Origin of the sequence: Oleiharenicola lentus, assembly GCF_051660365.1 — a bacterium.
Lineage (GTDB): Bacteria > Verrucomicrobiota > Verrucomicrobiia > Opitutales > Opitutaceae > Lacunisphaera > Lacunisphaera lenta_A.
In genome coordinates this window covers 3247956-3274310 of record NZ_JBOZXB010000001.1, presented here as the reverse complement: position 1 = coordinate 3274310, position 26355 = coordinate 3247956, and the positions used below count along the sequence as shown (strand labels likewise).

The following is a 26355-nucleotide window of genomic DNA, read 5'->3' as shown; positions in this document are numbered from 1 at the left end:
ATGTCCGATGCCGCCAGCCGCTCCCCGCGCTCCATCGCCACCCGCACCGGTGACGACGGCACGACGAGCCTGCTCTACGGTCAACGCGTCGCGAAAAATCATCCGCAAATCGAAGCGATCGGCGCGCTCGATGAATTGAATGTCGCAATCGGTTTCGCGAAGGCCACGCAACCGGGCGACGCATTGAAGCAAGATCTCGAAGCGATTCAGCAGGAACTCATCACCATTATGGGCGAAGTGAGTTACGCGGAAACCGACAGCGCACGCCACGCCAGTTCGAATTTTGCGAAACTAGCCGATGCTGCCCTCGCCCGCGTCGACCAATTGGTCGCGATGATTGAATCGCGCCAGCCAAAATTCGATGGATGGGCCACGCCCGGCGCAAATCTGCACTCCGCCGCGCTCGAACTCGCGCGAGTCGCGGCGCGCCGCGCGGAACGCCACCTCGTCGGACTCAGCGCGCACGGGAAAACGATCCGGCCGTTGATTCTGCGTTTTCTCAACCGCGTGTCCGACCTTCTGTGGTTGATGGCGCGCGAGGCTGAAGCCTAAAGTCCCGCCGTGATCGTCGCTCTTATCCTGATCGTTCTCGCTGCGCTGTATCGGCTCGTGCCGACCACGGAGCTGGCGCTGGCTAATTTTTCGCCGGTGATGGCGATCGCGTTTTGTGGAGCAGTTTATTTCCGGAACCGCTGGATGTGGCTCGTGCCGTTCGCCGCGGTCGGGTTATCCGATCTCTACATCAATCATTTTTACGCGACGCAGTATGGTTTCACCTGGCCGCTCAGCGGCACGATTGCTCGCACCGCGTGTTTCGCTGCCGCACTTTTTATCGGCCTCTGGGTTTCCCAGCGCAAATCATGGCTCAACCTCCTCAACGGCGCCTTGCTCGGCGCAATCTTATTTTACATCGTCACGAATACGCAGTCGTGGGCCTCGGATGCGTTCTACGCGAAAACTTTTGCCGGGTGGTGGCAGGCGTTGACCGTCGGACATCCCGAGTATCCGCCCACCGTTTATTTTTTCCGCAACACCCTCTTCGGCGACCTGATGTTTACAGGCCTCTTTGCCGGCATCATGGAGTGCATCGCCAAGCGCAAAGGCGAACCGAGCCTGCTCGATAACGACGAAACGGAAGAGTCGACCGACGAAAAGCCGGGCGAAGTCGAAGCTAAGGACTGACCGATCCGCTTAAAGCAGATCGGCCGCGAGTTCGGCGAGGCGGGAACGTTCGCCTTTCGAAAGTTTCACGTGCGCGGCGATCGACTGGCCTTTCATGCGGTTGTGGCAATAAACGAGACCGTTGCTGCGTGAATCGACGTAAGGATTGTCGATCTGTGCAGGATCACCGATGAGCACGAGTTTGGAGCTTTCGGAAATACGCGTGATGACGGTCTTCACTTCGTGCGGCGTCAGCTGTTGCGCTTCGTCGAGAATGAAAAACCGGCGCGCGATCGAACGTCCGCGGATGAAGCAGAGCGCTTCAATCTCCACGACTCCGTTCTTAATGAGACGCTCGTAAGGTTTAATCGCCGGCGCGCCGTTGCCATGGCCGTGATTGCCGCCGTGCGAAGGTTGCGGCGAGGCCATCATGGCAATCACGTCGTCGCGCTTCTTCTTTTTCTTGGCGGTTTTCTTGCTGGCGAATTGCGGTTCTTTCGCGGGCTTCGAAGGCATCAGCACTTCGAGTGCGTCGTGGTAAGGTTGCAGCCACGGCTTCATCTTTTCCTCCATCGTGCCGGGAAGGAAACCGATGTCCTTGCCGAGCGCGATCACCGGACGCGAAATGGAGAGACCGTCGTATTTCGAATGTTCGTCGGTTGTCTGGAACAGCGCGCACGCAGTCGAAAGCAGCGTTTTCCCGGTGCCCGCTTTGCCGAAACAGGTCACGAGCGAAATCGAGTCGTCCATCAGGGCGTCGACGAAAAACTGTTGCTCAAGATTGCGCGGGCGGATCGGGATGCCACCTGGCGCCTTGACGAAATCCGGAATGTGCAACCGTTTGACGACGCGTTCGCCGTAGTAACGCCCGGGCATCGTTTTGCCTTCGGGCGTGCGCAGCAGCACATATTCGTTCAGGTAAAGGCGTGCGACCATCTCCTCTGGCAAAAGGAGTTCACCTTCGGAACAGAAGCGCTGCATCTCATACACATCGAGATCGAGCACAGGATAATCGTCATCGTCCGTCAGCGCTTCAGGGACTTTGTCATTGAGATAATCTTCCGCTTCGAGCCCGACCGCACGGGCTTTAAGCTGCACGTTGACGTCTTTCGTGACGAGAATCGTCGGCGGCGGATTCGTTTCCTGCACGAAGAGGGCGCTCGCGATGATGCGATTGTCCTTCTTCGTGAAATCCGTGAGCACGGCGCGCAGCCGCTGCATGGCGGGCGACGACCAGTTGTTCTCGACCAGATAACGGTTGATGATGACGGAAAGCGTGCCGCCGGTCGGCAGCTTGACGCCTTCATTCATCGAGTGCGAATCCGGCAGGAGTTCCTGCAAAATTCGATGCACACGACGTGCGTTGCGCCCTCGTTCGGAGGACTGCTCGCCTTTGATACCGTCGAGCTCTTCGAGCACCTCGACCGGTATCGCGAGGTTATTGTCTTCAAATTTGAAGATCGATTGCGGGTCGTGCAGCAAGACGTTCGTATCCAGAACGTAGGTCTTAACTCTCACTTCTACGTAATGCTGCGGTGAATTTTGGACCGAGCTTATAGTGTTTTCCATTTAGTGGACAACTTGTGAATAACAGGTGTATCCGCTTGGCCCGTTTGTAAATGTATTAATTGGAAAATTGTGAAAAAACCACGTGACGAACTGACGGCGACTTTTACTCGAAAGGTAATGCGGGCTTTTTCGGTTTGGGCGGCGGACCCCACACCCTGAGCAGATACTCTGCCAGATTGAGCAGACTCACGCGCTGCCCGGCGCCGAAATTTAATTCACGCAGACGCGGCACGTGGGCACTTCGCTCCACAAAATAATCCCACAAATCGCGCTCGAGCATGCGCGCATTTTCTCCGAGCGCGCCGAAGCAGCGAGCGACCTCGTTCACTTTCGCGTGCCAATGCCGGCGCTCGTCAGGGTGACCGTTGACGTAATCGAAGAGAGTTTGTTCGTAGCGATTTAGACTCATGATGACAGGCTTGCGTGGGGCACGGCGGCATTGCTTTTGAACATTCAGCTGCTATCCCTGTCCCCGATTCCACACTTCACAACCAACTTACCCTATGTGGCAAAAGTTTAAAGAACAACTCCCTGCGGTCATCCTGACTGCGATCCTCGTTATCGGTGCTGCTTTCTGGTTCTACCAAAAAACCGTCGCCGACCTCACCGCAAAAAATCAGACCGAACTGGCCTCGTTGCGCGAACAGACCAACGCCGAAATGAAGGCCTCCGCCGAGGAAACCCGCCGCCACATCGAGTCGGTCAACCAACTCCTCAAAGACGCGATCTCCAAGCGTCAGGCCGACGTGTTCATGACCGACGAAGAGGTTTCGAAGATGAACGCCGAGAAGGTCAACCAGCTCGCCGAAGCGATCGCGCTCAAGATTCAGCCTTACAACCAGCTCCCGAAGACCGCCGAGGAAGCCGAGAAGATCCAAAACGAGCAAGTCGACAAAGTCTCCGGCCGCATGGTCGACAAGATCTCGCCGATCCTCGCGGAAATGAAAAACGACCAGAATCTCACGCGCGATTCCATCAACGGTTACAGCCAGCGCATCTCTGACCAAATCAGCGGCGTCCTCACCGCCGAGATGTCCCGCAACCAAGAGTTGAACAACCAGCTCGTGGCCACCCAGACGATCGCGCAGGATTCGCTCAAGCTCTCTCACGAGATCACCGCGCTTTACCTGAGCAGCTTCAAGGATCAGGGCCTCATCACCCGCCTCCTCTCGCTGCCGGCCAACGTGGTGCGTGACGCCGCCAATCTGAGCATCGTCAACAGCTCCGAGCGCAAGAAAGTCGAGGAACGTCTCGTCAATGAAATGAACGCCCTGGACCGCCGCCTGATGGAAGCGCAAGCCACCACGCCGCCGAAGTAAGAAAACAGTATCGCTTCCACCACGGGCCGCGCTTGGATGCGCGGCCTTTTTGCTTTTCGCTCGTTGAAAAGCAACCGCGTCGTAGCCAACGGCGAAGACGGGGATCATAGTTGCACGCCAAATGTCAGCCACCGCACTCACCATTACGCCCGCCACCGCCCGCCGCTTCATGCGCCGCGCGTTGCTGCTGGATGCACTCGTGCCGGACGTCGCGACCGCCCTCGCCCACCACGGCTATGTCCAGATCGACCCGATCAACGTCACCGGTCGCATGCACGATCTCATCCTGCGCAACCGCGTCCGCGACTACCGCGAAGGTGACTTGATGCGCCACGTGCACGGCCATGCGGAAATCCTGCCCGCCGAGAGGCGCACTGCGTTCGAACACCACATTCCGTCCACCAACATCCTCGTCGCATTCCCCGTCGACGCGTGGCCGCACCTGCAAGCCATCATGCGCGCCCGCACCAAACGCCACGGCGCATGGTCGGGCAAACTCACCCCGAAGCAAAAAACGCTCGCGCCCATTCTCCTTGCCGCAATCACCAAGCGCGGCCCGATGAGTTCCGAGGATTTCGAAGACCACGGCCGCAATCACCGCTCCGTCTGGGGCAAGGCCACGCTCGTCAAAGCCACGCTCCAAAAACTCTTTTTCCACGGCGAACTGCTCATCGCACGCCGCAGCGAATCCAACCGTCGCTATTACGACCTGCCCTCCCGCGTAATTCCGAAGCACATCCTCGAACTCCCCGCGCCCACCAAAATCCAAACTACTCGCTGGGACGCGCTGCTCAAACTCCGCCAACGTCGCCTCAGCAGTCTTAAACGCGCTGAAGCCACCGCCATCACCGATCTGATTCAACGCGTGGAAATCGAAGGCCTCAAAAGCGCACCGCTCTATTGTCTCCGCGAGGATGTGCCTTTGCTCACTTCCTCGTTCGATCTTCCAACTTCCAAACTTCAACTTTCAACTCCGGCAACGGCTCAGCCGTTGCTGCTGGCTCCCCTCGATCCATTGATCTACGACCGCAAAGTCACTTCAGCGCTCTGGGAATTCGACTACACATGGGAAGTCTACACGCCGTCCGCGAAACGCAAACGCGGTTACTATGCTTTGCCGATTCTCTCCGGTCATGAACTCGTCGGCCACGTCGATCCCAAAGCCCATCGTGAAACCAAGAAACTCAAAATCATGCGGCGCTCTGTGCGTCGCGGTCACAAAGTCGCCGACGCTATCCGCACCCTCGCTCGCTGGCTTGGACTTAAATAACTTTTCCTTTCGTGGACGACCTGCAGCTCACTCTCAAGACCACTTTCGGTTACAACGAATTCCGCCCGCTCCAACGCGAGATTATTGAATCCACTCTCGCCGGCCGCGATGTCTTCGCGTTACTCCCGACAGGCGGCGGCAAATCGCTTTGTTTCCAGCTGCCCGCACTCCTTCAGCCCGGTCTCACGGTCGTGGTCTCACCGCTCATCGCGCTGATGAAGGATCAAGTCGACCAACTGCAAGCCGTCGGCGTGGCCGCAACTTTCCTTAACTCCACGCTCACCGCCGACGAATCGCGTTCGCGCCTGCGCGGCCTCCATCGTGGCGAGTGGCGGCTGCTCTACGTCGCGCCCGAGCGGCTCATGCTCGATAACTGGCAGGAGAATCTAAAAAACTGGAACGTCACCGCCATCGCGATCGACGAGGCCCATTGCGTCTCCGAATGGGGCCACGATTTCCGTCCGGAGTATCGCCAGATTTCTAAACTCCGTGAACTACTCCCGGGTATTCCGCTGATGGCACTCACCGCCACCGCCACGGAACGCGTGCGCGCCGACATCATCAAACACCTGAAACTGCGCGACCCGGGAATCTACGTCGCAAGTTTCAATCGCCCGAATCTCACCTACCGCGTCCTGTCAAAAGATCAGCCGCAGAAACAAATCATCGATTTCGTCCGCAAGCGCGAAGACGAGAGCGGCATCATTTATTGCGCAAGTCGCGCCGGCGCGGAACGCATCGCGGAGGCGCTCGCCGGCCGCGGTTTCTCCGCCCGCGCTTACCACGCCGGCCTCGATGTGGTTGAACGCAGTCGCAACCAGGAAGCGTTCCTCCGCGACAACACCAAGATCATCTGCGCGACCATCGCCTTCGGCATGGGCATCAACAAACCCAACGTCCGCTGGGTCATCCATCACGATCTTCCGAAAAACATCGAAGGCTACTATCAGGAAACCGGTCGCGCGGGCCGCGACGGGCTACCCGGAGATTGTTTGCTGCTTTTCAGTGGCGGTGACGCCGCCAAACAAACGCACTTCATCGACGAGATCACCAACGAACACGAAAAGTCCGTCGCCCGCGCCCAACTGCGCCAGATGATGCACTACGCCGAAAGTTCAGGCTGCCGCCGGAGCGAACTACTCGAGTATTTCGCGGAAACTTTTCCTTTGGATAACTGCGGTGCGTGCGACAACTGCAACGAGCCGCGCGAAACTTACGATGGCACGATTGTCGCGCAAAAATTCCTCTCATGCATCTACCGCATCCGCCAAGCCGGCCAGCACGGCGTCGGCATGAACCACATCATTGAGGTCCTCACCGGTGCCGACACCGAAAAGATTTCCCGTTGGAATCACCAACGCCTCACCACCTACGGCATCGGCAAAGAACTCGCCCGCCCCGCGTGGGCCGCCGTCGGGCGCGAACTCATGCGCCTCGGCTACGTCGCGCAAGCGGACAGCGAATTCCCCGTGCTCGAAGTCACCGAGGAAGGTCGGCGCGTGCTCGTGGCCCGCGAAAGAATCACGCTGACCAAACCGCTCGCCCTGCCCAAAGCCAAACGCGTCGCGCGTCGCGAGGGCGACATCGAGTGCGACGAAATTCTTTTTGCCCGACTTCGCGAAGTCCGCAAACGCCTCGCCGACGAACGTGGCGTTCCCGCCTACATCGTTTTCGGCGACACCACGCTCCGCGAAATGGCCCGAGCCTACCCGACGCGCCTCGCCGAGCTCGAAGGCATCACCGGCGTCGGCGAGAAAAAGCGCGCAGAGTTCGGCGACACCTTCACGCGGGCGATCGACGATTTCTTAAAATCTAATCCGCGCATGAAGTTCGACTAACGCCCGCGCATCCGCTCGACGAGCAGCTCTTCGCGCACTGCATAAATCCGGCGTTAGTTGGAAAACGGTGGTACGGCCATTTTGCCTCTTGGCGGAGCATCCTTTACCCGCAATCTGCGCGCATGTCCGCAGTCCGCCGTCTCAAAGAAAATCTGAATCTTGTTTTTACCGGAGAACAAGCGTGGGCCCCTGCCCTCATCAACGAGTTTCAAGCAGAGACATTTCGCACCACGACCAACCCTTCCGGTCGCAGCAACGCCGACGTCCTGCGCGGGTATGTAGGCTGGGAATCCGGTCACTCACGCAAGCGCTGGCAGATCTATTTTCCGCCTCATTTCACCGAACAAGAAGTCGCGTTGTATGAAGGCCCTGCAGCGCTGCTTCGCCAGCGTGTGCCGAGCGGCGAACCAAAAGAAAACTGGTGGCTCGATCCACACGCGTCGAACGCCATGCGCATTTCCATGGGACGCCTGGATCGTTACCTCGTGACACTGCGTCCCGGCCCACGCGTTGCCCCGACGCTTGCGTGGGCGTGGGCGGAAGGCGGCTGGCTGCCCGATGAATCCTTGATCGCCATCGCCCGCGATGACGATTTCGCCCACGGCATCCTGCAATCGCGCGAATTTTCCGAGTGGTGGGATGCACACTACGAATCCGCGCAACCGAATTTCGCTTTCGAAAGCTTTCCTTTTCCCTGGTCGCCCATTGCGCCGCTCGGTTCGCTGACCGCGATGCAGCAGGAACTGCGTTATAACATCGTCCGCGCGGTGCGCGAAGAAGACGCCGACAAACTCGTGCGTGCCGTTTCCACGTCTTACGGTTGGCCCACGGATTTCTCCACCGCCGATCTTCTCATCCGCCTACGCGAACTGAACCAGCGCCGTCCGGCCGCCTGAAGCGCGACAGCTAGCGTCAGCGTTTCTCGTCGGCGAATTTCCACGACGATTGGTAGTCACGCGGAAGTTTCAACCCGAGCACGTGCGCGCGCACCATCTCGATCGGCATGCTGCCGCCGACCATCACGCTGTCGTGGAATTGTTTCTCGGTCATCTTCCCGCTCTTGACCGCTTCCGCGTAGAGCGAGCGCAGTTGGATCGCGCCCATCATGTAACCGACTTGATAGAGCGGTGAATAGTCGCCGTTGAACGAACGCCGCACTTCGCCCGTCGCCGTGTGGCGATCGTGGCCGACTTTATCCACGAGGAAATTGATACACTCTTCCGGCGTCCATTTTCCGAGATGGAAATTCAGCGAGAAAATAATCCGCGCACAACGGTGCGTGCGCCAGAACAGCGCGCCGGCGCGATTAAGCGGCTTCTTTTGGAATCCGAGATCCCATAGATGAAATTCCCACCACAACGCCCAGCCCTCGATCCAGAATGGCGTGTAGAAAAGCTGACGGTGCTGGTTGTAACGATCCGTATACCAGCCCTGCATGTGGTGTCCGGGAATGAGTTCGTGAAACACCGTCGCGCGGCACAGATGCTGATTGTTCGCGCGCAAGCTGTTTAACTTGTCCGCATGATCCATCGTGTCCGTCGGGAACGAGACGATGATCTGGTCACCACCGAGAAAGAACGGGCTCACCTTCTGCCGCTCGGGCGACATCATCGTCATATACCAATCGTCGATCATATGCGGCGGCACCGTGAGCAAGTCGCGCTTCGTGATAAAATCGACCGCCTCGTAAGCCAGCCCGGCAATCATCTGCGGCTGGTCGCCCGGCTCGACGTAATCTTGTTTCATTTTCTCCAGCGCCGCTTTCCAGTCGTCGCCGAGCCCAAGTTCCTGCGCGACTTTTTTCCACTCCGCTTCGCACCACGCGAATTCCTGCTGCGCGATCGCGATAAGCTGCTCCGGCGTGTAAGGAATCATCTCATGCTTCAAATCGACCGCGAGCCCTGCCGCCCCAATGGGGTCGCCGACAATCGGTTCATCCTCGCCCGGTTTTGCGCCGACGATTTTTTCCCGGAGAAATTTACTGTAGTCGTCCATCGCCGTCGTGAGCCGCTTGTAAGGCTCGCGCGTCCACCAGCCAAACTCCGGGTCGTAGCCATCGTAATGTTTGAACCAATCTCCGAGTTGCCGGCTGGACGCTTGGAGTTGGTTGATCGCGCGCAACGCCACGATGCGATTCGGCTTAATCGAAACCTCCGCGGATTTGTCGCTCAATCCCGCTTCAAGCGCCTTGCGCGCAGCCTCGAGTTGCACGCGCGCATCGGCCAGCACCGCCGCGCTGGCTTTCGCTTCGGGCCGCGCATACTCGCGACGTTTTTCCTGCAATTCCGCCAGCTGATTAAAGAACGGCAGCAAGGGTTCCATCTCTTGCATGCGCACACGCTGACGCCCGATCAACTCCTGTTGGAATGCGAGTTCCGTTTTAAGCAGATGCCAGTCGATCCGGCCTTCGACGCCGAAAGGCTCGTAAGGCAACGCGTCGAGTTTTTGATCCCACGCCCGATAAAATTCCTCCATCCGCTTCAATTGCAGCGGAGAGCCCGTCACTGGATTCATGATCCGCAAGCCGTCGCGATCGCGCGTGAAACGCTCCACGAGTTCGCGCAGTTCGCTCGTCTGCGGCTTCACGAGCGAGGTCAGGTCGGGCACGTAGTCCGCGGCGGGCCGTTGGGATTGCGAAGGCTGGCCGTGGCGAAAATCGTCGGCTGCCACGACCGCTCCGCCTATGAACACGAATCCAATTAAAATTCGGGAAAGCATGCGGCTATCTTCCCGAGCCGTAAAAAGGCCGCAAGTGCGGACTATTGTTTCACCCACACCGTCATCGGATTAAGGCCACGGTTATTCCACGCAAAATAGGGAATCGCTTCGACGTCACCGAACTTCAATACCTCGACTCCGCCCCACAAATTCTGATGAAACTCGGCGTTCACTTTCTCCGGAGCAGTCAGCGTCGCGAGGTCCGGCTTGCCCGCAATCTGCTCCACACAAAAAACCACTGGTCCCCGCTCGAATGCCACCTGCCCGCGAGTCGCCGCGATGTGTTCATTACCGCGCACGCGGCGCACCGGCATTTCGAGTTCCAGCCGCAAGCTGTCGCCCGCTTTCCACTCCCGCGTCACGGCGTAATAGCCCGCCTCCTGCTGATAACGGTCGCCCGGCTGCACGCCGTGCAACTTCCAACCGCTGCCGGCAACCGGCTCATACGTGTAAAGATCCGACGGCACCGGCCGGCCTTCCACCCAACTCGGAATGCGCACTCGCACCGTAAATCTAGCCGGTTTCTCCGGCGAAACTTTCAGCGTGATCTGGCCGCTCCACGGATAGTTTGTTTGTTGGGAAATTTTCACCTTCGTTCCCGCCACCGTCACGACGCCTTCGCTCTCCGCGTAAAAATTCACGTAGAGCGAATCGGCCTTCACCGCGTAAAAATATCCCGTCAGCGCCGCCAGCGTGCGCAGCAGATTCGGCGGACAACACGCGCACCCAAACCACGGCGCACGCCCAGCGAGTCCATGGTTGTTTTTCGCCGCGCCATCGTAGCTCAACGGGTTCGGATAAAAAAATCGGTCGCCCGACAACGCCACGCCACTGAGAAACCCGTTGAACGCCGTGCGCTCGAACACATCCATGTATTTGGCCTCGCCGGTGAGCAGGAACATGCGGTGATTCCACATCATCAACGCGACCGCTGCACAGGTTTCGTTGTAACCATCATGCGGCAGCTCGTAGTCCGCACCGTAGGCTTCACCGCGTGCGAGGGCACCCACGCCGCCGGTAAGATAAAGTTTTTTCGAAGCGACGTTTTCCCAGATCTTCGTAATCGCGTCGAAGTAACGTTGATCACCGGTCAACGCCGCGATATCCGCCATACCGGCATACATGTAGTTCGCGCGCACCGCGTGTCCGACCGCCTCATCTTGATCGACGACGAGTTTGTGCTGCTGGCTGTAGGCCTTCCCACCCGGCCCGCGTGCATCGAGAAAAATCTGCGCGAGTTTCAACCAACGCTCGTCGTTGGTCACGCGGTAGAGTTTCACCAAACCCATTTCGACAATCTGATGCCCCGGCGCGACACGCAGCGTGCCGTCGCCAAAATCACGCCAGAGGAGCTCCGCATTTTTCAAGCACACGTCGAGCAACGTGCGTTTGCCCGTGGCTTGGAAATACGCGACGCCTGCCTCGTAAAGGTGGCCGGCGTTGTAGAGTTCGTGGCTGAGATCGTGATCGAGCTCCCAACGTTTCACGCCGGTCCATTTGTGCCCCGGCGAATCGGGATGCATCGTGCGGAATGTGTAAAGATAACCGTCGGGCTCCTGCGCCGCCGCGACGCGCGCGATCCAATCGTCGAGTTTCGTTTCGAGCGTCGCGTTGCGCTCCATACTCAACACGTAGGCCGCGCCTTCGATGGCCTTGTAAACGTCTGTGTCGTCGAACGGATAGATTGTCGGCGGCTTGATCTGAAGACGGGCCTCGCCCGCGGCGCGCCGGCGCATCACTTCGGCCGCGAGATCGAAATTCTTCACACGCCCCGACTCCTCGCATTGCTGCAACGCAAACGGCAGCGTGACTTTTTGATTCGTTGCCTGCCGGTCGTGCCAGAATCCACCGGTCACGCGCACGTCGGTAAACGGCACCGGCTGCACGGGATAATCCGCCGCCACACACATCACGCACGCCACAAGACTGCTCAGCGCCAGGGTAGAAAAACGCATGAGCCATTTCAAACGCGGCCAACAAAAAGCCGCAAGCGATCTGCTTGCGGCTCGTCAGAATCGAATTTGTGGTAGAGGCGGTTATCCCTAACCGCCCTAAAATTATCAGCGAAAGCGAAGGCCGTTGAGGAGAACGGCCCCTACCTTATCAGAACTTCCACTCCACGCCCACGAACGCGCCCGCGCCGGGTTGTGGGTAGCCGTTCACTTCCTCGTAGTTCTCGTCGAGCGCGTTTTCGACACGCGCCTTGAACGCGAGGCGTGAATTGACCTGCCACGCGGCGTAAATGCGCGCGACGGAATAATCTTCGCCCACGACCGTGGCGAACGTCGCCGCATCCACGTCTTGCCGACCCGCAACCAGCACCGCTCCCGCGCCGAGACTGAACCCGCCGCCGAATTCGTGCCACGCATCGACCGAGCCGCTGTTGCGCGGCCGGCGCAGCAAGCGGATGCCTTGCGAGAGATTGTCGGCTTCAAGGTAAGTGTAGGCGGCGCGGATCTGCACCGCGCCGGGCAACGCGAATTTCCCCGCGAGTTCGACGCCTTGCGTGCGTGCTTTCTCGACATTCGCCGTCGTGCCGGGAAATACGCCGAAATCGAAAACGATGAGATTGCGCAGGCGCGTGTCGAAATACGTCGCGCTCAACACCCCCTTGTTTTCGGGCAGGAAATAATCGACGCCCGCATCGAAGCCGCGCGCCTTCTCCGGTTTCAAGTTAGGGTTACCGACGTAGAACGCGCTCTGGCCGTAGAGATCGAGAAAACCCGGCGCGCGAAACGCCGTGCCATAGCTCGAGCGCAATTTGAAGCGCGAATCTTTCGACAACCACGCCGCCGTCACGCGACCTGTCGTGGCGCGGCCAAAAGTATCGTGATCGTCGCTGCGCACACCGGCCGTGAGATAAACGCGCTCCACGGGCGTCCACTCGTCCTGCACGAAAAACGCGAGGAGTTGCTGGCTCTCGTTGATGTTACCGAAGCCGGTGTTGCGCGTGTGGTTCGCTTCCGCAGTCACGCCGCCGGTCACGCGATGCTGCTCGCCGAGCGACAGCGTGTTTTGCCAATCGAGCACGGTGCGGCGGTTTTTCACGAGCGTCGTGGACGCCGTCGTGCCGGCGGCGTTGGGGCTGATCGATTCGAAGCGACGGTATTGTCCGCCGAGAATCACTTTGCTGCTGAACGTCGAAGTCGGCGTGAACTCCGCGAACACCGTGGCGAGTTGGTTGCTTTCTTTTTCGGTGTTGTTCGCATCGTTCGTGAAACGGTCGCCGGGCGAACCGTATTCGCCGACGAAACCGCGATACGTCACGCCGACCGCGACCTTGTCGTTGATCGTGCGGTCAAGCCGCAGCGCATAAGTCGCGCTCGTGAAATCGTTATTCGGCCGATCGTTCTCGGTCGCGCCGCCCACTGCGGAAAAGGTGTAGCCGGTCTTCGCATCGCCGCCTTGTGCGCGCACACTGCCTTGCACGGTGCCGAACGAGCCTGCCTCGAACGACACGGCGTGGGCCGCCGGACCTATGCCGCGTTGCGAGCGCAACGAGAGCACGCCACCGACCGCTTCGCCGCCGTAGAGCGTGCTTTGCGGGCCGTGCGCGATCTCGAGGCTGTCGCACGCGCTCACACACATGCCGCCGAGCGCGACGGCGTAATCCGTGTTGGGATCGTTGAAACGAATGCCGTCGACGAGAAAGAGCGTCTGGTTGGAATTCGCGCCGCGCAAAAAGAGCGACGTGATGCCGCCACGCGCTCCGGAGGAAAACGACGGGGCGCCGGGCACGCCCGCGAGCGCGGCGTTCAGGCTCGTGAGTTGCATGCGCGCGAGTTCCTCGGCGCTGATCGTATCAACGTAACTGCCGGTGGTCGTGAGCGCCGCCGGCGTGCGCGTCGCGGTATAAACATATTTCGGCAACACTTCGGTGTTCGCGGATGTATTGGCCGAACTCGTCTGCGCGAGCGCGGTCAGAGCCGGCGCCAGGCCGGCGAGGAGAGCGAGGCGTCGGAGCGACGCCGCAATTTTGTGGTTCATTTGGTTCTGCTATTGCGATGGCAAGAGCAGAGCGCCGATCCGTAGGTCGGGCTTTACGCCCGACACGCCGGGGTTAAAACCCCGACCTACAAAAATCTGCCGCATCCACTCCCACCCTTCATTTAAGTGCGATGAAGGTTTGAGCGACGGCGCGCGCACACGCGTCGTCGTGGTGAGTCTCCGTAGAACAGATGTTCGGACTCCGCGTTTGACCTCGCCTCCGCCTTCACCGGTTCCCCGATTGGCTTTACCCGACGCCTGTCGTCGGTTGGAGGGTTGTAACGCGTTACCGCAGCGCAACTGTAGCCGATTCGCACGGCTTTCCCTGTTTCTACTGAGTTTGAATTAAAAGAACATCAGGCTCCGCGACACAACGGACGCAAAGACTACTTTGGCAAGCCCCTTTTCTTTGGCAGTTTACGCTGTTTCTAAGCTAAATTCGTCGTAATCAAAGCCTAGCTTGCCTTTTCATATCATCGAATCTTGATGTATGGATACGTGAAAATTCAATGAGCCTTCTCCTTCCTCAATCCTCCGCGGAAATCGCCCTGCGCCAGACGCTCAAGGAACGCATCGCCATCATCGACGGCGCCATGGGCACTACCATCCGCGCTTACAACATCACGGAAGAACAGGCGCGCGGCGATCGCTTCAAGGACGCGCTGAAAGATCTCAAAAACAACGGCGACATCTACTCGCTCACGCGTCCGAACGAGATCTGCGACATCCACCGCCGCTTTCTTGAAGCCGGCGCGGACATCATCGAGACCAACACCTTTTCCGCGACGTCCATCGGCCAGAGCGAATTTTTCATCGAAGATCCGCGCGAGCGCGGCGGTCGCAAAGATCCGGCGTTCTACCAAGGCGTGCTCGAAAACAAATTCCTCCAGGAAGTCGCGCACGACATCAACTTCCAGTCTGCGCGCCAATGCCGCGAATGGGCCGACCGCGTCGCCAACGCCACGGGCCGTCGCCGTTACGTCGCGGGCGCGATCGGGCCGCTGACGGTTTCGTTGTCGATTTCGCCCGACGCCGACGATGCCGGTTTTCGCGTCATTACGTTCGACCAAGTTAAACAAGATTACCGCCGCCAAATCCGTTCGCTCATCGCGGGTGGCTCCGACCTGCTGCTCGTGGAAACGATCTTCGATTCGCTCAACGCCAAGGCCGCACTTGTCGCCATCGAAGAAGTTTTCGCCGAGGACCAGATCCGCCTGCCGATCATGATTTCCGCCGCCGTGGGGCGCGGCGGCGAAACGATGATCTCCGCGCAAACCGTCGAAGCGTTCTGGAACGCGGTGCGCCACGTGAAACCGATTTCCGTCGGCCTCAACTGCTCGATCGGCCCCGACCTCATGCGCCCCTTCCTCGCGGAGTTGAGCGAGAAGTCCGACACGTTTGTCTCGTGCTACCCGAACGCTGGCCTCCCAAATCCGCTCACGCCGACCGGGTTCGACCTCGGCCCGCAAGACATGGCGCGCTACATGGGCGAGTTCGCCGACTCCGGTCTTTTCAACATCGCCGGCGGCTGCTGCGGCAACACGCCCGAGCATATCGCCGCGATCGCGCAAGCCCTCGCGCCGAAGCCGGCGCGCGCGGTCACGATTGTGAAGCAATCAGTTTTCAGCGATCAGCTTTCAGCCCCTAACTCCAATCTTCCAGCTCCCATCTCCGCGGTCGCCACGCTGCCTCTCCGTCTCTCCGGCTCCCTCCCCTTCACCTCGCAAACCGGCACCTATTTAAACGTCGGCGAACGCACGAACGTCGCGGGCTCGCCGAAATTCGCGAAGCTCATCAAGGAAAACAAATACGAGGAAGCCGTCGCCGTCGCGCGCCAGCAGACGGAGAACGGCGCCAACGTCATCGACGTGTGCATGGACGACGGCCTCATCGACGGCGTCGCTGCGATGACGAAATTCCTCAACCTCCTCGCCTCCGAACCCGAGGTCGCGAAGGTGCCGTTCATGATCGACTCCTCGAAATGGGAAGTGATCGAAGCCGGCCTGAAATGCATTCAGGGCAAAGGCATCGTGAATTCCATTTCGCTCAAGGAAGGCGAAGCGAAATTTCTCGAACAAGCGCGCACGCTCATGCGTTACGGCGCCGCCGTCGTCGTCATGGCGTTCGACGAACAGGGCCAGGCCGCCACCTTCGAAGACAAAACGCGCATCTGCGCGCGCGCTTACAAACTCCTTACCGAGACCGTCGGCTTCCCGCCGGAGGATATTATTTTCGATCCGAACATCCTCACCGTTGGCACCGGCATCGAGGAGCATAACAACTACGCCGTCGATTTCATCAACGCGACGCGCTGGATTAAACAAAACCTCCCGCACGCCAAAGTCAGCGGCGGCGTCTCGAACGTTTCCTTCGCCTTCCGCGGTAACAATCCCGTGCGCGAAGCGATGCACTCCGCGTTCCTTTATCACGCGATCTCCGCCGGCATGGACATGGGCATCGTCAATCCGTCGATGCTCGAAGTTTACGAGGAAGTGCCGAAAGACCTGCTCGAACTCGTCGAGGATGTGATCCTCAACCGTCGCGCCGACGCCACCGAACGTCTGGTCGACTTCGGCGAAAAACTCAAAGCCGCCAGTTCAGGCAAAGATCCGAAAGCCAGCGTCGAGGTCCTTGAAGCGTGGCGCCAGGGCACCGTCGAAGAACGTCTCTCGCACGCCCTCGTGCGCGGCATCGATCTTCATATCGATCACGATACGGAAGAGGCGCGCAAAAAATACGGCCGCCCGCTCAACGTCATTGAAGGCCCGCTCATGGAGGGCATGAAAGTCGTCGGCGATCTCTTCGGCTCCGGCAAAATGTTTCTCCCGCAGGTCGTGAAGTCTGCGCGCGTGATGAAGAAGGCCGTCGCGTATTTGCAGCCGTTCATGGAGGAGGAAAAACGCCTGCTCGTCGCCGGCGGCGGCACCGCCCGCCCGCAAGGCCGCGTCATCATGGCGACCGTGAAAGGCGACGTGCACGACATCGGCAAGAACATCGTCGGCGTCGTCCTCGCCTGTAACAATTACGAGGTGATCGACCTCGGCGTGATGGTGCCGTGCGAAAAAATCCTCCAGGTCGCCAAAGAAAAAGTCGCCGACGTCATCGGCCTCTCCGGCCTCATCACCCCGTCGCTCGACGAGATGGTGCACGTCGCCAAGGAAATGGAACGGCAGGGCTTTAAACTCCCGCTGCTCATCGGTGGCGCCACGACCTCCGCCGCGCACAACGCGGTGAAGATCGCGCCTAACTATTCCGAGCCCGTCGTCCACGTGCTCGACGCCTCGCGCGTCATCGGCGTCGTTTCGAAACTGCTCAATCCTGATAACAAACCCACCTACGTCGCCGAACTCCGCGACAAGCAGGAGAAACAACGCATCGAATTCGGCGACCGCCGCGGTGCGCGCAAAATGCTCTCGCTCGCCGACGCCCGCAAACGCGCGCAACCGACCGAGTGGGCCACCGTCGATATTCCGAAACCGGAATTCGTTGGCACGCGGATCTTCACGAGCGACGAAGGCGTGATCCGCGCCTCCCGTCTGAACGTTCGCGGTCAGGGTGCCTCTCCCCTCGCCTCTCAGCCCTCACCTCTCGACCTTAATGAAATCTCCGATTTCATTGATTGGGGCCCCTTCTTCTCCGCGTGGGAATTGCACGGACGCTTCCCGGAAATCTTGACCGACGCCGTCGTCGGGGTTGAAGCGACAAAGATTTACGCCGACGCGCAAAAGATGCTCGCGCAAATTCTCTCCGAGAAACGCTACACCGCGCGCGCCGTCATCGGCTTCTGGCCCACAAACGCCGTCGGCGACAGCGTGGAAGTTTACGCCGACGAATCGCGCTCGACGGTGCTCAAGACGTTTCACTTCCTACGCCAGCAAAACGACAAACCCGCCGGCCAGTTCCAACACTGCCTCGCCGATTACATCGCGCCGAAAGACAGCGGACGCATCGATTACCTCGGCGGCTTCGCCGTCACCGCCGGCCATGGCGTCGAAGATTTCGCCGCGGAGTTCCGCACGAAGCACGACGACTACAACGCCATCATGGCCCAAGCTCTCGGCGACCGTCTCGCCGAAGCGCTCGCGGAGCTGATGCACAAAAAAGCCCGCGAAGCGTCCGGCTACGGCAAAACCGAGAATCTCGAAATGAAGGACATCATCCGCGAAAAATACCGCGGCATCCGTCCCGCGCCCGGTTATCCCGCCTGCCCGGATCACACGGAGAAATTTAGTCTGTTCGATCTGCTCCACGCCACCGAAGCGACCGGCATCACGCTCACCGAAAGTTGCGCCATGCATCCGCCGAGTTCGGTCTCCGGTCATTATTTCAATCACCCCGATTCGAAATACTTCGCCACCGGCAAACTCTCGAAAGACCAAATCGAAGACTACTCGACTCGAAAGCAGCAATCAGTCGCTGAATCGGAGAAGTGGCTCGCGCCGTATTTGGATTACTGAGCCGGGTTCAAATTTGGAAATCAGGAAGTCAGGAAAAATCCGGATTCCGACTTCTCCATTCAGGCACTTTTCTTTCAACACCAGTTCGTGCGCCTTGAGGAGACCGCGTTCCTGATTCCCAGCTTTCCACATTCAAAAGCCTCTTCCCACATGAAGCTCCTCGGTGAGATCGCCCTGCTCCAAATCCAACGCAGCAGCCTGACCATCGGCACCGGCCCGGATCGTTACTTCGACCCCGCCGCGCTGCTCGCCGTTGAAGAACTATTTCTCACTTCCAGCGGCGCCTACGCCACCGCAGCCGACGGGAGTTGCCTAGTCGACATCCACAACGCCGCGCATCCGTTCACGCGGAGCCGCGGTGAAAACACGCTCTGCTTCGGGTTCTCGCGGCACTACGACACGATGCAGGAAAAATTCGGCGCGCATTACACCTTCGGCTGCGCCGCTGAAAACATCATCATCGACGGCCTCGACGCGCGCGTCACGCACGCCGATGTCGCCGCAGGCGTCGTCATCGAAACCGACCAAGGCCTCGCCACGCTCGGCGCCGTCATCGTGGCGACTCCGTGCATGCCCTTCGCCAAATTCGCCCTGCGCGACCAAGACGCGGCGACTCAGTCCATCAAAGCCACAATTCAATTCCTCGACCACGGCCTGCGCGGCTTCTACTGCGCCTTCACCGGCCCAAAGACCTTCACGATCCATCTCGGCGCAAAAGTGTTCACGATCGCGTGATCGACGTCGTCCGCAAAAACCTCGAAATCGAATGACACGTAATACGTGTCATTGTCGGGAAATGTTTCAGTTTCTTCCCTCAGAGAATTCTTTCAACGCGGTGCCACGAAGCTTCACTTCTCTTCGTCCGCTAGTCTTGACGCGGCTCAACACACCTTCTCCCCTTTTCTCATGAGCTCATCCACCCGCCGCACTTTTATCGCCAGCGCGCTGGCACTTGGAACCGCAGCCGCGTTGCCGGCTGCTACGAAATCTTCCGCTTCGTCCGGCAAACTGCTGCACCACGTCTTTTTCTGGCTGAAGAATCCTGACTCAAAAGCCGACCGCGACCGTCTTATCGCCGGCATCCGCACGCTCGCCGCGATCGAAACCGTGCGCGGCCTCCATGTCGGCATTCCCGCCAGCACCGAGAAACGCGACGTCGTCGAATCCAGCTACAGCGTTTCTGAGCTGCTCACTTTCGACGACCTCGCCGGCCAAGCCGTTTACCAGACGCATCCCATCCACCAGCAATTCGTCAAAGACTGTTCCCACCTCTGGTCGAAGGTCATCGTTTACGACACCGTCGCGGTTTAAGGCAGAGATTTGACCCACAAGGCACAGAGTCACAGAGAGAGAGAGCGAGCAGCCTCTAATCATTTTTTCTCCTCTGTGTCTCTGTGCCTTCTGTGGGTAAAAAACTCCGCTCCAACTCGCGCTTTCAGGTCAAGTTACTCCACCCTTAGTCCCGCTCGATCACTTTCACGCGCGCGGCGACTGCCGGATCAGGTGAAATCCTGAGCTGCTTGCCACTGGTGGTGGTGACGCCGCGAATCGTGACGCGATCGGTAACCTGATACGGAAAAGGTCGCGACGCTTCGGGTGTTTGCGAGCCGTCGAAATCATTAAAAAGGAATGGTCCGCGATAATCTTTCGGATGCTGGCTGTCGTCGATGACGAGGCCGTCGATCCTAATCTCACTCGGCATGAAGCACGGATAACCGAAGTCGTGTTGGCCGCGGTTGTTCGCGCTGAGCAGATACGGTTGCATCGGTGCGCCACAGCCGGGAATCCAACGGCTGTTGCGAATCACGATCAGGCCTTCCCACGTGCTGCCGTAGTCCGGGCGCAGCGCAATCAGCGCGCGACCGTTTAACGTGGAATTCTCCACCGTCAACGTGCCGCGTCCGATGGCGTTCAACCCGGCGTGGCCGAGCGTAGTGCCGCGGATCGTGTAGGTGCCGGAGACGCCTTGGTGCGTATCCATGCGCGAGAGCATGCAATTTTCCAACAGGATGTTTTTGCAAAAATTCGTGCCGATCACGCCCCAACGCGTGGTGTCGCACACGTTGTCCATGCGCACGCCGCTCATCGTAAAGTTAACCACTTCGTTCGCGATCAAGTCGTAGGTGCCCATGCTCACCGGTTTCCCGGCGGCGCCGATCGTCGAATAGGTTTTGTGTCCGGTGACGAAGCAGTCGCGAAACGTAATGTTCGCACAACCCTGCGCCGCGAGAAATCCGTTGTAGGGATGCCCGAACTCGCCCTCGCCCACGATGTGATGCGTCAAGCCGACGACCGTGGTATTCGAGCGCGTGATCGCGATGTTGCGCAGCCAATAATTGTAACCCTTCTCCTGTTTCATCTGGTTGGCCGTCGTAGTGAAGACTCCGCCGCGCAGCACGAGCGGCTGCTCGTCGATCGCGCGGGCCTCTAGTTTCGTAATCACGTCGTAATCCCAATCGATATCGCCTTCGATGGAGCCATCGCGCCGGAGGATGAAACAATCGCGCTGCGCGGAGCCGCCGTTTTGATTGAGGCCTTCGCGGATGTAGCGCTTCTTGTGACTGTTCTCCACGCGCACCCAACAATCGCGCGGCGGCAACACGTCGAGACGCCGCTGATCGCGCGTGAGCCGCGGGATGGTCAGCGTCACGGGCTCTAGCAACGACTGCACGGAAAAGAGCGACACGCGGTGATTCTCGACGTCGGTGTCGTCGATGATGAAGCGCGACGCGCCCCAATCGGTATCGGTCGCGATGATCGCCGTGAGCGCGCGACGCCCAAGGTGATAGGTCGCCCCCGCTTTCGTCTCCACCCGCAAGCCGTGCGCATTGGCGTGAGCGTGCGCTTTGACGATGGCCGGAAGATCATCCGTCACGCCGTCGCCGATCGCGCCGAACGCCTCGTAATTCACCGGCTGTCTCGCGGGATTCGCAGGCTCGTTGGCCGCCGCCAAAACGAATAATGCCGACGCCGAAATTGCGGCCACAAAAGGACGCAAAAAACGGAGAAGAGAGAAAGTCATACGGAGAATTGGTTTTGTGATTTTTGCGCTTTTTGGGGCCAAGCACTTCCAAGTTCAGACACGCAACACGTAGTGAAGCTCCTCCAGGGCGGTGCCGTTCGGGAGCGTGAATGTTTCTTCGCCTACGCAGGTGAAATCCGATTTTTCGAGCACGCGGATCGAGCCCACGTTGTGTTTGACGACCCGCGCATGCAGCGGGCGGAACGCTTCGACTTGGAGAAACTGAGACAACGCCGCACTGGCGATGCCACGACCCCACACTTCGCGATCCAGCCAGTAGCCGAGGTAACGTTCACCCGTGCCGGCGTCGTTCCAGGCTCCCACGTTTCCGACGACACGCCCGTCACACACAATCGTCCGGCAGGCATTGGCGGGGTTGCCGAGAATATTCGTGTGCCAGTGCTTCATGAACGCCTCGTGCTGCCGCGATGGAAACGCGGCCATGCGGGTGGACTCGGGATCAAGCTGATGCGCGAAAAAAATCGGCAAATCGGCGATTTCTACTGGACGAAGGAAAACCGCTGCGGGCGAAACTTTCATGCACTGATTGCGGGGAGCCCGGTCATGGTCGCGACGCAAACAAAGGGTCCGCGCCCTCAGCTCTCCGGGTTGAACATAAACACCCGCAATTCCTGCGGCGTGCGGCAGCTCTTCGCGAGCTTCTGCGCCCATTCGATGGCCTCCTCGCGCGTCGGCACTTCGAACACCGCGAATCCGCCGGTGAGCCGACTGCCCAGGTGAATCTTTTCAGAAACGGCGCCGGCGGCGGAAACCAGCACCGGCGCAATACTCTCGTCAATGCCGCCCCCAAACACCCACACCCCAGCCGCCTTCGCCTCCGCAACCACCGCATGCGAGTCGACCGAAGCCTGCTGCAATTCCTCCGCCGTCAACTGCATCGCTTCACTCGGGAATGAAATGAGATACTTGGCCATAAATCTATCGTCACCGCTGTTTTCGGATGACTCAAGATGGATATCCTAAGCATCCGCCTGTCTTTCGCTAAATTCGCTTTGTGAGCTCAAGCCTCATTAGAATTCTTGAGGCGACTCTTGGACCGCTAAGTCAACTTCTCCGCGTATATCGGGCGTGGTTGGAGAAGAGCAAAACCGATCCTGCAGCGAGAGCGCCTTTCAATATCGTGAACGACAGCTATGGGTGCCATATATCACACTCTCGAGAAATCTTGTATCATGAGAGCGATGCAGATTTCCATGACCGCTTCGATCAATTGTCACGATTATGGCTTATTTGAAGCGCGCCAACGGCCCTAACATCGACTCAATTCACCAGTCACGCTTTATCCCATGAAATTTCTTATTAGCGCATGCGTCATTTTTTCGTTCACGGCCCTCACCAGCCACGCCCAAAACCCGCTCAAACTCGGCGATAAGTTGCTCACGGCGGATCCTTCGGGGCATGTGTGGGCGGACGGGAAGATGTATCTCTACACGTCGCTCGACGAAGAGTGTCAGAAGGATTTTTGGATGAAGGAGTGGCGCGTGTTTTCTTCGGAGGATTTGCAAACGTGGAAAGATCACGGGCCGTTTTTCTCGGTGAAGGATTTAAAGTGGGCCGACAATTACGCGTGGGCGCCGGACGCGGCGTATAAGAACGGGAAGTATTATTTCGTTTTCCCGGTGGGCACGGGTCACAAGGATCGCGTCAATCCGGAGAAGAGCACCAAGTGGATGGGCATCGGCATCGCGGAGAGCGATTCACCGACGGGCCCGTTCAAGGATATGATTGGCGGACCGCTCTGGCGCGAACCTTACGCGAACGATCCGTGCCTCTTCGTCGACGATGACGGCAAGGCCTACCTCTACGTCCCCGCGCGCAACGGCAAATGGGTCGTCGCCGAAATGGCTGACGACATGCGCAGCGTGAAGGCATTTCACGAAATGGACATGGGCGGCTACACGCCGAAGATGGAAGGCCCGTGGGTGTTCAAGCGGAACGGCCTCTACTATTACACGATGCCGGAGAACAACCGGAAGCTGACTTACTACACGAGCACGTCGCCCAAAGGCCCGTGGAAATACCGCGGCCTGATCATGGAGCAAGAAGGCGAGTCCAACAACCACCACTCCATCGTGCAGTTCAAGGGCCAGTGGATTCTCTTTTACCACCGCTGGCTCGACCTCGGCACCAAGTGCCCGCCGCAACGCCACGTCTGCGCCGAATACCTTTATTTCAACGACGATGGCACGATCCGCGAAGTCAAACGCACCGACGCCGGCTTGAGCGTGAAACCGTGAGCGATCGAATTGGCCGCTAAAATCAAAGCGGGCGAGCGCGAGCGTGTTTCCGTTCGCCTGATTCGAGTTATTTCCAAAAGTGCGTCACGCGTGCGCCTCGTTTTGACTTTTCTGCCCGCCCAACGCACCCATGTCCCGTGAATCGCTATCCTTCCAATTCTGATAACGAACCCATGATGTGGTTGCGCGGGTATGCGTTATACGCCGCGCATGTCATTGTTGCTGGCTTTGTCGTCACCATGATCGTCACGACGATTCTCATGGGCACCGGTTTGGCCGGCTGGTTGTCGAAGCTGATCTTCACGAGTGCGGATGTGTGGCGCGGCGAAGTGTGGCGCTTGTTGACTTACGGTTTAGTCAATCCGCCGAGTCTCAATTTTGTCATCGAGATGTTCATGATCGCGGTGTTTGGCCGCGAAGTGGAAAAGTTTTTTGGTCGGCGCACCTTCCTCACGCTCTACGCGTGCCTTTATTTGTTGAGTCCGGTCGCCTTCACCTTGCTGGGCCGCTGGCTGCCGATGAGCCTGAGTGGCGCCACTGGCGCGTTTGCGCTGTTTATCGCCTTCGCCACGCTTTATCCGGACGCCGTGATGTTGTTCAACGTGCTGGCCAAGTGGATGGCCGCCGTGCTCGTCGGCATCTATACCTTGATCTACTTTTCTCAGCAAAACGTGCCGGAGTTATTCTCGCTGTGGATCACGATCGGCTTCGCCTTCGGATTTGTGCGCTACCAGCAAGGGCGGCTCACCTTGCCGAACTTCAAACGTCCTGCCAGTCGCGCAAAGCCAGCGGCCCCCAAAGCCCCGGCTCCGTCCAAGTCCGCGGTCACGAGTGAAGTGGATGCCATCCTCGACAAGATCGCTCGCGATGGTTTCCAAAGCCTCACCGCCGCCGAACGCACCACACTCGACCAATCTCGCGAAGCGTTGCTCAAGAAACGCTCCACACCGCGCAACTGACGCGGTCGGCGGACATCGCTGAAATCCGGCAAGTCATTGAAACTTTATTCCCGTGCCGCGTGTTCTGAGGGCGTCATGCTCATTGCAATCTCGCCAACACCCCGACCCGGAATTCATCGCGCTTTCACACGGCGTTCATCCTGCTCGCATAAAACCCAGTTAAAGTGCGCCCATGATTTTCAAACCACAGTATCTTAAGCAGCTTCGACCGCTCGCCATGCTTGCGCTGAGCTTCGGCCTGGCACTCGCCAGTCACGCCGCGACCCCGAAGCGCGCGAACGAGATCGTCGTTTCCTCCGCGAACTACGCGGAGGCGTCGCCCGAGGTGCTCGCCAAACTATTTCGCAAACCGGCTGACTTGACCAACGTCACGCCGCCACCGGCCACCGAGAAACCCGCGCGCTACTATCAGTTTCTCCCGAGCGAAAGCTTGTCCGCCGACCTCTCCTACTCGGATGTATGCAAGCTGCTCCTTTCACCCCTCGCCGCGAAAAATCTCCACAACACCGCCGACCAGGCAAAAGTTGAACTCATCCTGCGCGTGACGTTCGGCGAAACCCGGTGGCGCGATCCCTTCGTGCGCAAGGACAACCTGGAATGGAGCCACGGCCTGATTCCCAAAAAGCGCGGCACGTCACTCGACGCGGCGCAAGCGTGGGACGAGCGCGCCGGCGGCGACGAGTCAGCCCTCTATCAACTCGAGCGCGATTCCGGCGTCGAAGGCATGGCGGATCGCCTCATCGGCGGCATGAACACGGAGGACTATTACCTGATCGTCGTCGACGCGTTCGAGGTCGCGGAGCTGAAATTGAAAGGCAATAAAACGCCGCGCGCATGGACGACCTTCATCGCTGTGCCGCGCCAGAAAGGCGTCAAATTTTCCGACGTCGCCGTGAAGATGATCGAGAAAGCTGCGCCGTATTTCGGCGAGACGCTGACCGGCAAAGCCCGTTTCACGGACCGCGAAGGCTCCGTCAAAATCGGCGACCTCAACATCATCGAAGACAACGTCGCGACGCCGAAGAAGTGACGCGGACCAGCGAGCGTTTCTGTGCCTCCACAGATCCGGCCCACCCGGAGATTGCCCTCCCGCCAGTGGTCACGCGGCATGCCGCCCTCAAGCGGTAGGTGGCGCGCTTGCGCGCCACGTCGCGAGCAGGCTCGCGCCACCGACAAAACTCGCAATGAGTCACGCCTCCGCCCTCCAAGGCATAGACAAAACCCGAGGAACCTCCCAGCATGCGATCGCATGAAATTACTTCGCCTACCCGTTCTTTTACTCAGCGTTTTGATTTCTTTAAAGGCGGCTTCGACCGAAAACTCCATCGTTAGTGAAGCCATCATCGATGCGCCGATCGCGGCGGTGTGGACCGCGTGGACGACCAGCGACGGCCTACGCGCATGGGTCGCGCCGCACGCGGAGATCGAACTGCGCCTCGATGGGTTGATGCGCACGAACTACGACCCAAAAGGCAAACTCGGTGATCCCGGCACCATCGAAAACCGCATCCTCGCTTATGAGCCGGAGCGCCTGCTCGTCATCCGCGTGGCGAAAGCGCCGGAGAAATTCCCTTTTCGCGAAAAGATAAGCGACATGTGGACGGTGCTCCATTTCAAGCCAGTCGACGGCAATAAAACTCACCTGCGCGTCGTCGGCCTCGGTTTCGGCACAGATGAGCAATCGCAGAAGATGAAAACCTTTTTCCAACAAGGAAACGACTACACGCTCGTCATGCTGCAGAAGCATTTGAAACGCTAAAAATATCGGTCGTCTGCCAAGCCAAGGGCAAGCTGCCC

21 protein-coding genes and 1 riboswitch are annotated in these 26355 nt (G+C 59.0%); of the genes, 13 read left to right on the top strand and 8 right to left on the bottom strand.

Annotation, left to right across the window (positions count from 1 at the left end):
* Positions 1-552, top strand: coding sequence for a cob(I)yrinic acid a,c-diamide adenosyltransferase (locus tag ACRRQW_RS12750; RefSeq protein WP_438481842.1), 552 nt, complete (start codon positions 1-3; stop codon positions 550-552).
* Positions 553-561: 9 nt separating this feature from the next.
* Entirely contained in the window at positions 562-1182 is a 621-nt protein-coding gene (locus ACRRQW_RS12745) for a DUF6580 family putative transport protein (protein ID WP_438481841.1), read from the top strand.
* Between the two features lie 9 nt (positions 1183-1191).
* Here the strand turns inward: ACRRQW_RS12745 and ACRRQW_RS12740 are convergent, their stop codons facing one another.
* Together ACRRQW_RS12740 and ACRRQW_RS12735 are read right to left on the bottom strand one after the other, a co-directional pair.
* Complete coding sequence (locus tag ACRRQW_RS12740) at positions 1192-2679, bottom strand: PhoH family protein (RefSeq protein WP_438481840.1); 1488 nt, start codon at positions 2677-2679, stop codon at positions 1192-1194.
* Between the two features lie 154 nt (positions 2680-2833).
* The gene (locus tag ACRRQW_RS12735) at positions 2834-3139 is read right to left on the bottom strand and encodes a hypothetical protein (protein ID WP_438481839.1); all 306 of its coding nucleotides are present in this window, start codon (positions 3137-3139) and stop codon (positions 2834-2836) included.
* A gap of 94 nt (positions 3140-3233) precedes the next feature.
* Here ACRRQW_RS12735 and ACRRQW_RS12730 point away from each other — a divergent pair, with 94 nt between their 5' ends.
* The 4 genes from ACRRQW_RS12730 (at position 3234) to ACRRQW_RS12715 (ending at position 8053) form a co-directional block, all read left to right on the top strand.
* Positions 3234-4049, top strand: a complete 816-nt coding sequence (locus tag ACRRQW_RS12730; protein WP_438481838.1) for a hypothetical protein — start codon at positions 3234-3236, stop codon at positions 4047-4049.
* Between the two features lie 121 nt (positions 4050-4170).
* Positions 4171-5319: a DNA glycosylase AlkZ-like family protein gene (locus tag ACRRQW_RS12725; RefSeq protein ID WP_438481836.1), complete on the top strand. Its 1149-nt coding sequence runs from the start codon at positions 4171-4173 to the stop codon at positions 5317-5319.
* An 11-nt stretch (positions 5320-5330) separates the two neighbouring features.
* The gene (gene recQ, locus ACRRQW_RS12720) at positions 5331-7157 is read left to right on the top strand and encodes a DNA helicase RecQ (protein WP_438481835.1); all 1827 of its coding nucleotides are present in this window, start codon (positions 5331-5333) and stop codon (positions 7155-7157) included.
* Positions 7158-7279: 122 nt separating this feature from the next.
* The gene (locus ACRRQW_RS12715) at positions 7280-8053 is read left to right on the top strand and encodes a hypothetical protein (RefSeq protein WP_438481834.1); all 774 of its coding nucleotides are present in this window, start codon (positions 7280-7282) and stop codon (positions 8051-8053) included.
* 16 nt (positions 8054-8069) lie between these two features.
* On the opposite strand, the gene ACRRQW_RS12710 is transcribed toward ACRRQW_RS12715, so the two are convergent.
* From ACRRQW_RS12710 to ACRRQW_RS12700, 3 genes are all read right to left on the bottom strand, one after another.
* Complete coding sequence (locus ACRRQW_RS12710; RefSeq protein WP_438481833.1) at positions 8070-9875, bottom strand: DUF885 family protein; 1806 nt, start codon at positions 9873-9875, stop codon at positions 8070-8072.
* Between the two features lie 41 nt (positions 9876-9916).
* Complete coding sequence (locus tag ACRRQW_RS12705; protein WP_438481832.1) at positions 9917-11830, bottom strand: glycoside hydrolase family 127 protein; 1914 nt, start codon at positions 11828-11830, stop codon at positions 9917-9919.
* Between the two features lie 148 nt (positions 11831-11978).
* The gene (locus tag ACRRQW_RS12700; RefSeq protein ID WP_438481831.1) at positions 11979-13862 is read right to left on the bottom strand and encodes a TonB-dependent receptor plug domain-containing protein; all 1884 of its coding nucleotides are present in this window, start codon (positions 13860-13862) and stop codon (positions 11979-11981) included.
* A 169-nt stretch (positions 13863-14031) separates the two neighbouring features.
* Positions 14032-14251, bottom strand: a riboswitch (cobalamin riboswitch).
* Between the two features lie 120 nt (positions 14252-14371).
* Here ACRRQW_RS12700 and metH point away from each other — a divergent pair.
* The 3 genes from metH (at position 14372) to ACRRQW_RS12685 (ending at position 19630) form a co-directional block, all read left to right on the top strand.
* Positions 14372-18319, top strand: coding sequence for a methionine synthase (gene metH / locus ACRRQW_RS12695; RefSeq protein WP_438481830.1), 3948 nt, complete (start codon positions 14372-14374; stop codon positions 18317-18319).
* Between the two features lie 150 nt (positions 18320-18469).
* Positions 18470-19054, top strand: coding sequence for a hypothetical protein (locus ACRRQW_RS12690; RefSeq protein WP_438481829.1), 585 nt, complete (start codon positions 18470-18472; stop codon positions 19052-19054).
* Positions 19055-19225: 171 nt separating this feature from the next.
* Positions 19226-19630, top strand: a complete 405-nt coding sequence (locus tag ACRRQW_RS12685; protein ID WP_438481828.1) for a Dabb family protein — start codon at positions 19226-19228, stop codon at positions 19628-19630.
* Positions 19631-19775: 145 nt separating this feature from the next.
* Here the strand turns inward: ACRRQW_RS12685 and ACRRQW_RS12680 are convergent, their stop codons facing one another.
* Genes ACRRQW_RS12680 through ACRRQW_RS12670 form a run of 3 tightly spaced genes read right to left on the bottom strand, consistent with a single transcriptional unit; the run spans position 19776 to position 22276 of the window.
* The gene (locus ACRRQW_RS12680) at positions 19776-21341 is read right to left on the bottom strand and encodes a hypothetical protein (RefSeq protein WP_438481827.1); all 1566 of its coding nucleotides are present in this window, start codon (positions 21339-21341) and stop codon (positions 19776-19778) included.
* A 54-nt stretch (positions 21342-21395) separates the two neighbouring features.
* Positions 21396-21881 carry a GNAT family N-acetyltransferase gene (locus ACRRQW_RS12675; RefSeq protein WP_438481825.1) on the bottom strand — a complete coding sequence of 162 codons (486 nt, stop codon included), beginning with the start codon at positions 21879-21881 and terminating at the stop codon, positions 21396-21398.
* Between the two features lie 56 nt (positions 21882-21937).
* Entirely contained in the window at positions 21938-22276 is a 339-nt protein-coding gene (locus ACRRQW_RS12670) for a YciI family protein (protein WP_438481824.1), read from the bottom strand.
* Between the two features lie 372 nt (positions 22277-22648).
* On the opposite strand from ACRRQW_RS12670, the gene ACRRQW_RS12665 reads away from it, so the two are divergent.
* The 4 genes from ACRRQW_RS12665 to ACRRQW_RS12650 all read left to right on the top strand — a co-directional run bounded on the left by ACRRQW_RS12665 (position 22649) and on the right by ACRRQW_RS12650 (position 26317).
* Positions 22649-23599, top strand: a complete 951-nt coding sequence (locus tag ACRRQW_RS12665; RefSeq protein ID WP_438481823.1) for a family 43 glycosylhydrolase — start codon at positions 22649-22651, stop codon at positions 23597-23599.
* Positions 23600-23736: 137 nt separating this feature from the next.
* Complete coding sequence (locus ACRRQW_RS12660) at positions 23737-24558, top strand: rhomboid family intramembrane serine protease (protein WP_438481822.1); 822 nt, start codon at positions 23737-23739, stop codon at positions 24556-24558.
* Positions 24559-24730: 172 nt separating this feature from the next.
* Entirely contained in the window at positions 24731-25588 is an 858-nt protein-coding gene (locus ACRRQW_RS12655; protein WP_438481820.1) for a hypothetical protein, read from the top strand.
* A 219-nt stretch (positions 25589-25807) separates the two neighbouring features.
* Positions 25808-26317 carry an SRPBCC family protein gene (locus ACRRQW_RS12650; RefSeq protein ID WP_438481819.1) on the top strand — a complete coding sequence of 170 codons (510 nt, stop codon included), beginning with the start codon at positions 25808-25810 and terminating at the stop codon, positions 26315-26317.
* Positions 26318-26355: the final 38 nt, after the last annotated feature.

Bases quoted from the DNA above. Each gene is read 5' to 3' on its own strand.
- ACRRQW_RS12750 (WP_438481842.1), top strand. From the start codon at position 1: ATGTCCGATGCCGCCAGCCGCTCCCCGCGCTCCATCGCCACCCGCACC.
- ACRRQW_RS12735 (WP_438481839.1), bottom strand. From the start codon at position 3,139: ATGAGTCTAAATCGCTACGAACAAACTCTCTTCGATTACGTCAACGGT.
- ACRRQW_RS12730 (WP_438481838.1), top strand. From the start codon at position 3,234: ATGTGGCAAAAGTTTAAAGAACAACTCCCTGCGGTCATCCTGACTGCG.
- ACRRQW_RS12725 (WP_438481836.1), top strand. From the start codon at position 4,171: ATGTCAGCCACCGCACTCACCATTACGCCCGCCACCGCCCGCCGCTTC.
- ACRRQW_RS12715 (WP_438481834.1), top strand. From the start codon at position 7,280: ATGTCCGCAGTCCGCCGTCTCAAAGAAAATCTGAATCTTGTTTTTACC.
- ACRRQW_RS12710 (WP_438481833.1), bottom strand. From the start codon at position 9,875: ATGCTTTCCCGAATTTTAATTGGATTCGTGTTCATAGGCGGAGCGGTC.
- ACRRQW_RS12705 (WP_438481832.1), bottom strand. From the start codon at position 11,830: ATGCGTTTTTCTACCCTGGCGCTGAGCAGTCTTGTGGCGTGCGTGATG.
- ACRRQW_RS12700 (WP_438481831.1), bottom strand. From the start codon at position 13,862: ATGAACCACAAAATTGCGGCGTCGCTCCGACGCCTCGCTCTCCTCGCC.
- metH (WP_438481830.1), top strand. From the start codon at position 14,372: ATGAGCCTTCTCCTTCCTCAATCCTCCGCGGAAATCGCCCTGCGCCAG.
- ACRRQW_RS12690 (WP_438481829.1), top strand. From the start codon at position 18,470: ATGAAGCTCCTCGGTGAGATCGCCCTGCTCCAAATCCAACGCAGCAGC.
- ACRRQW_RS12685 (WP_438481828.1), top strand. From the start codon at position 19,226: ATGAGCTCATCCACCCGCCGCACTTTTATCGCCAGCGCGCTGGCACTT.
- ACRRQW_RS12680 (WP_438481827.1), bottom strand. From the start codon at position 21,341: ATGACTTTCTCTCTTCTCCGTTTTTTGCGTCCTTTTGTGGCCGCAATT.
- ACRRQW_RS12675 (WP_438481825.1), bottom strand. From the start codon at position 21,881: ATGAAAGTTTCGCCCGCAGCGGTTTTCCTTCGTCCAGTAGAAATCGCC.
- ACRRQW_RS12670 (WP_438481824.1), bottom strand. From the start codon at position 22,276: ATGGCCAAGTATCTCATTTCATTCCCGAGTGAAGCGATGCAGTTGACG.
- ACRRQW_RS12665 (WP_438481823.1), top strand. From the start codon at position 22,649: ATGAAATTTCTTATTAGCGCATGCGTCATTTTTTCGTTCACGGCCCTC.
- ACRRQW_RS12655 (WP_438481820.1), top strand. From the start codon at position 24,731: ATGATTTTCAAACCACAGTATCTTAAGCAGCTTCGACCGCTCGCCATG.
- ACRRQW_RS12650 (WP_438481819.1), top strand. From the start codon at position 25,808: ATGAAATTACTTCGCCTACCCGTTCTTTTACTCAGCGTTTTGATTTCT.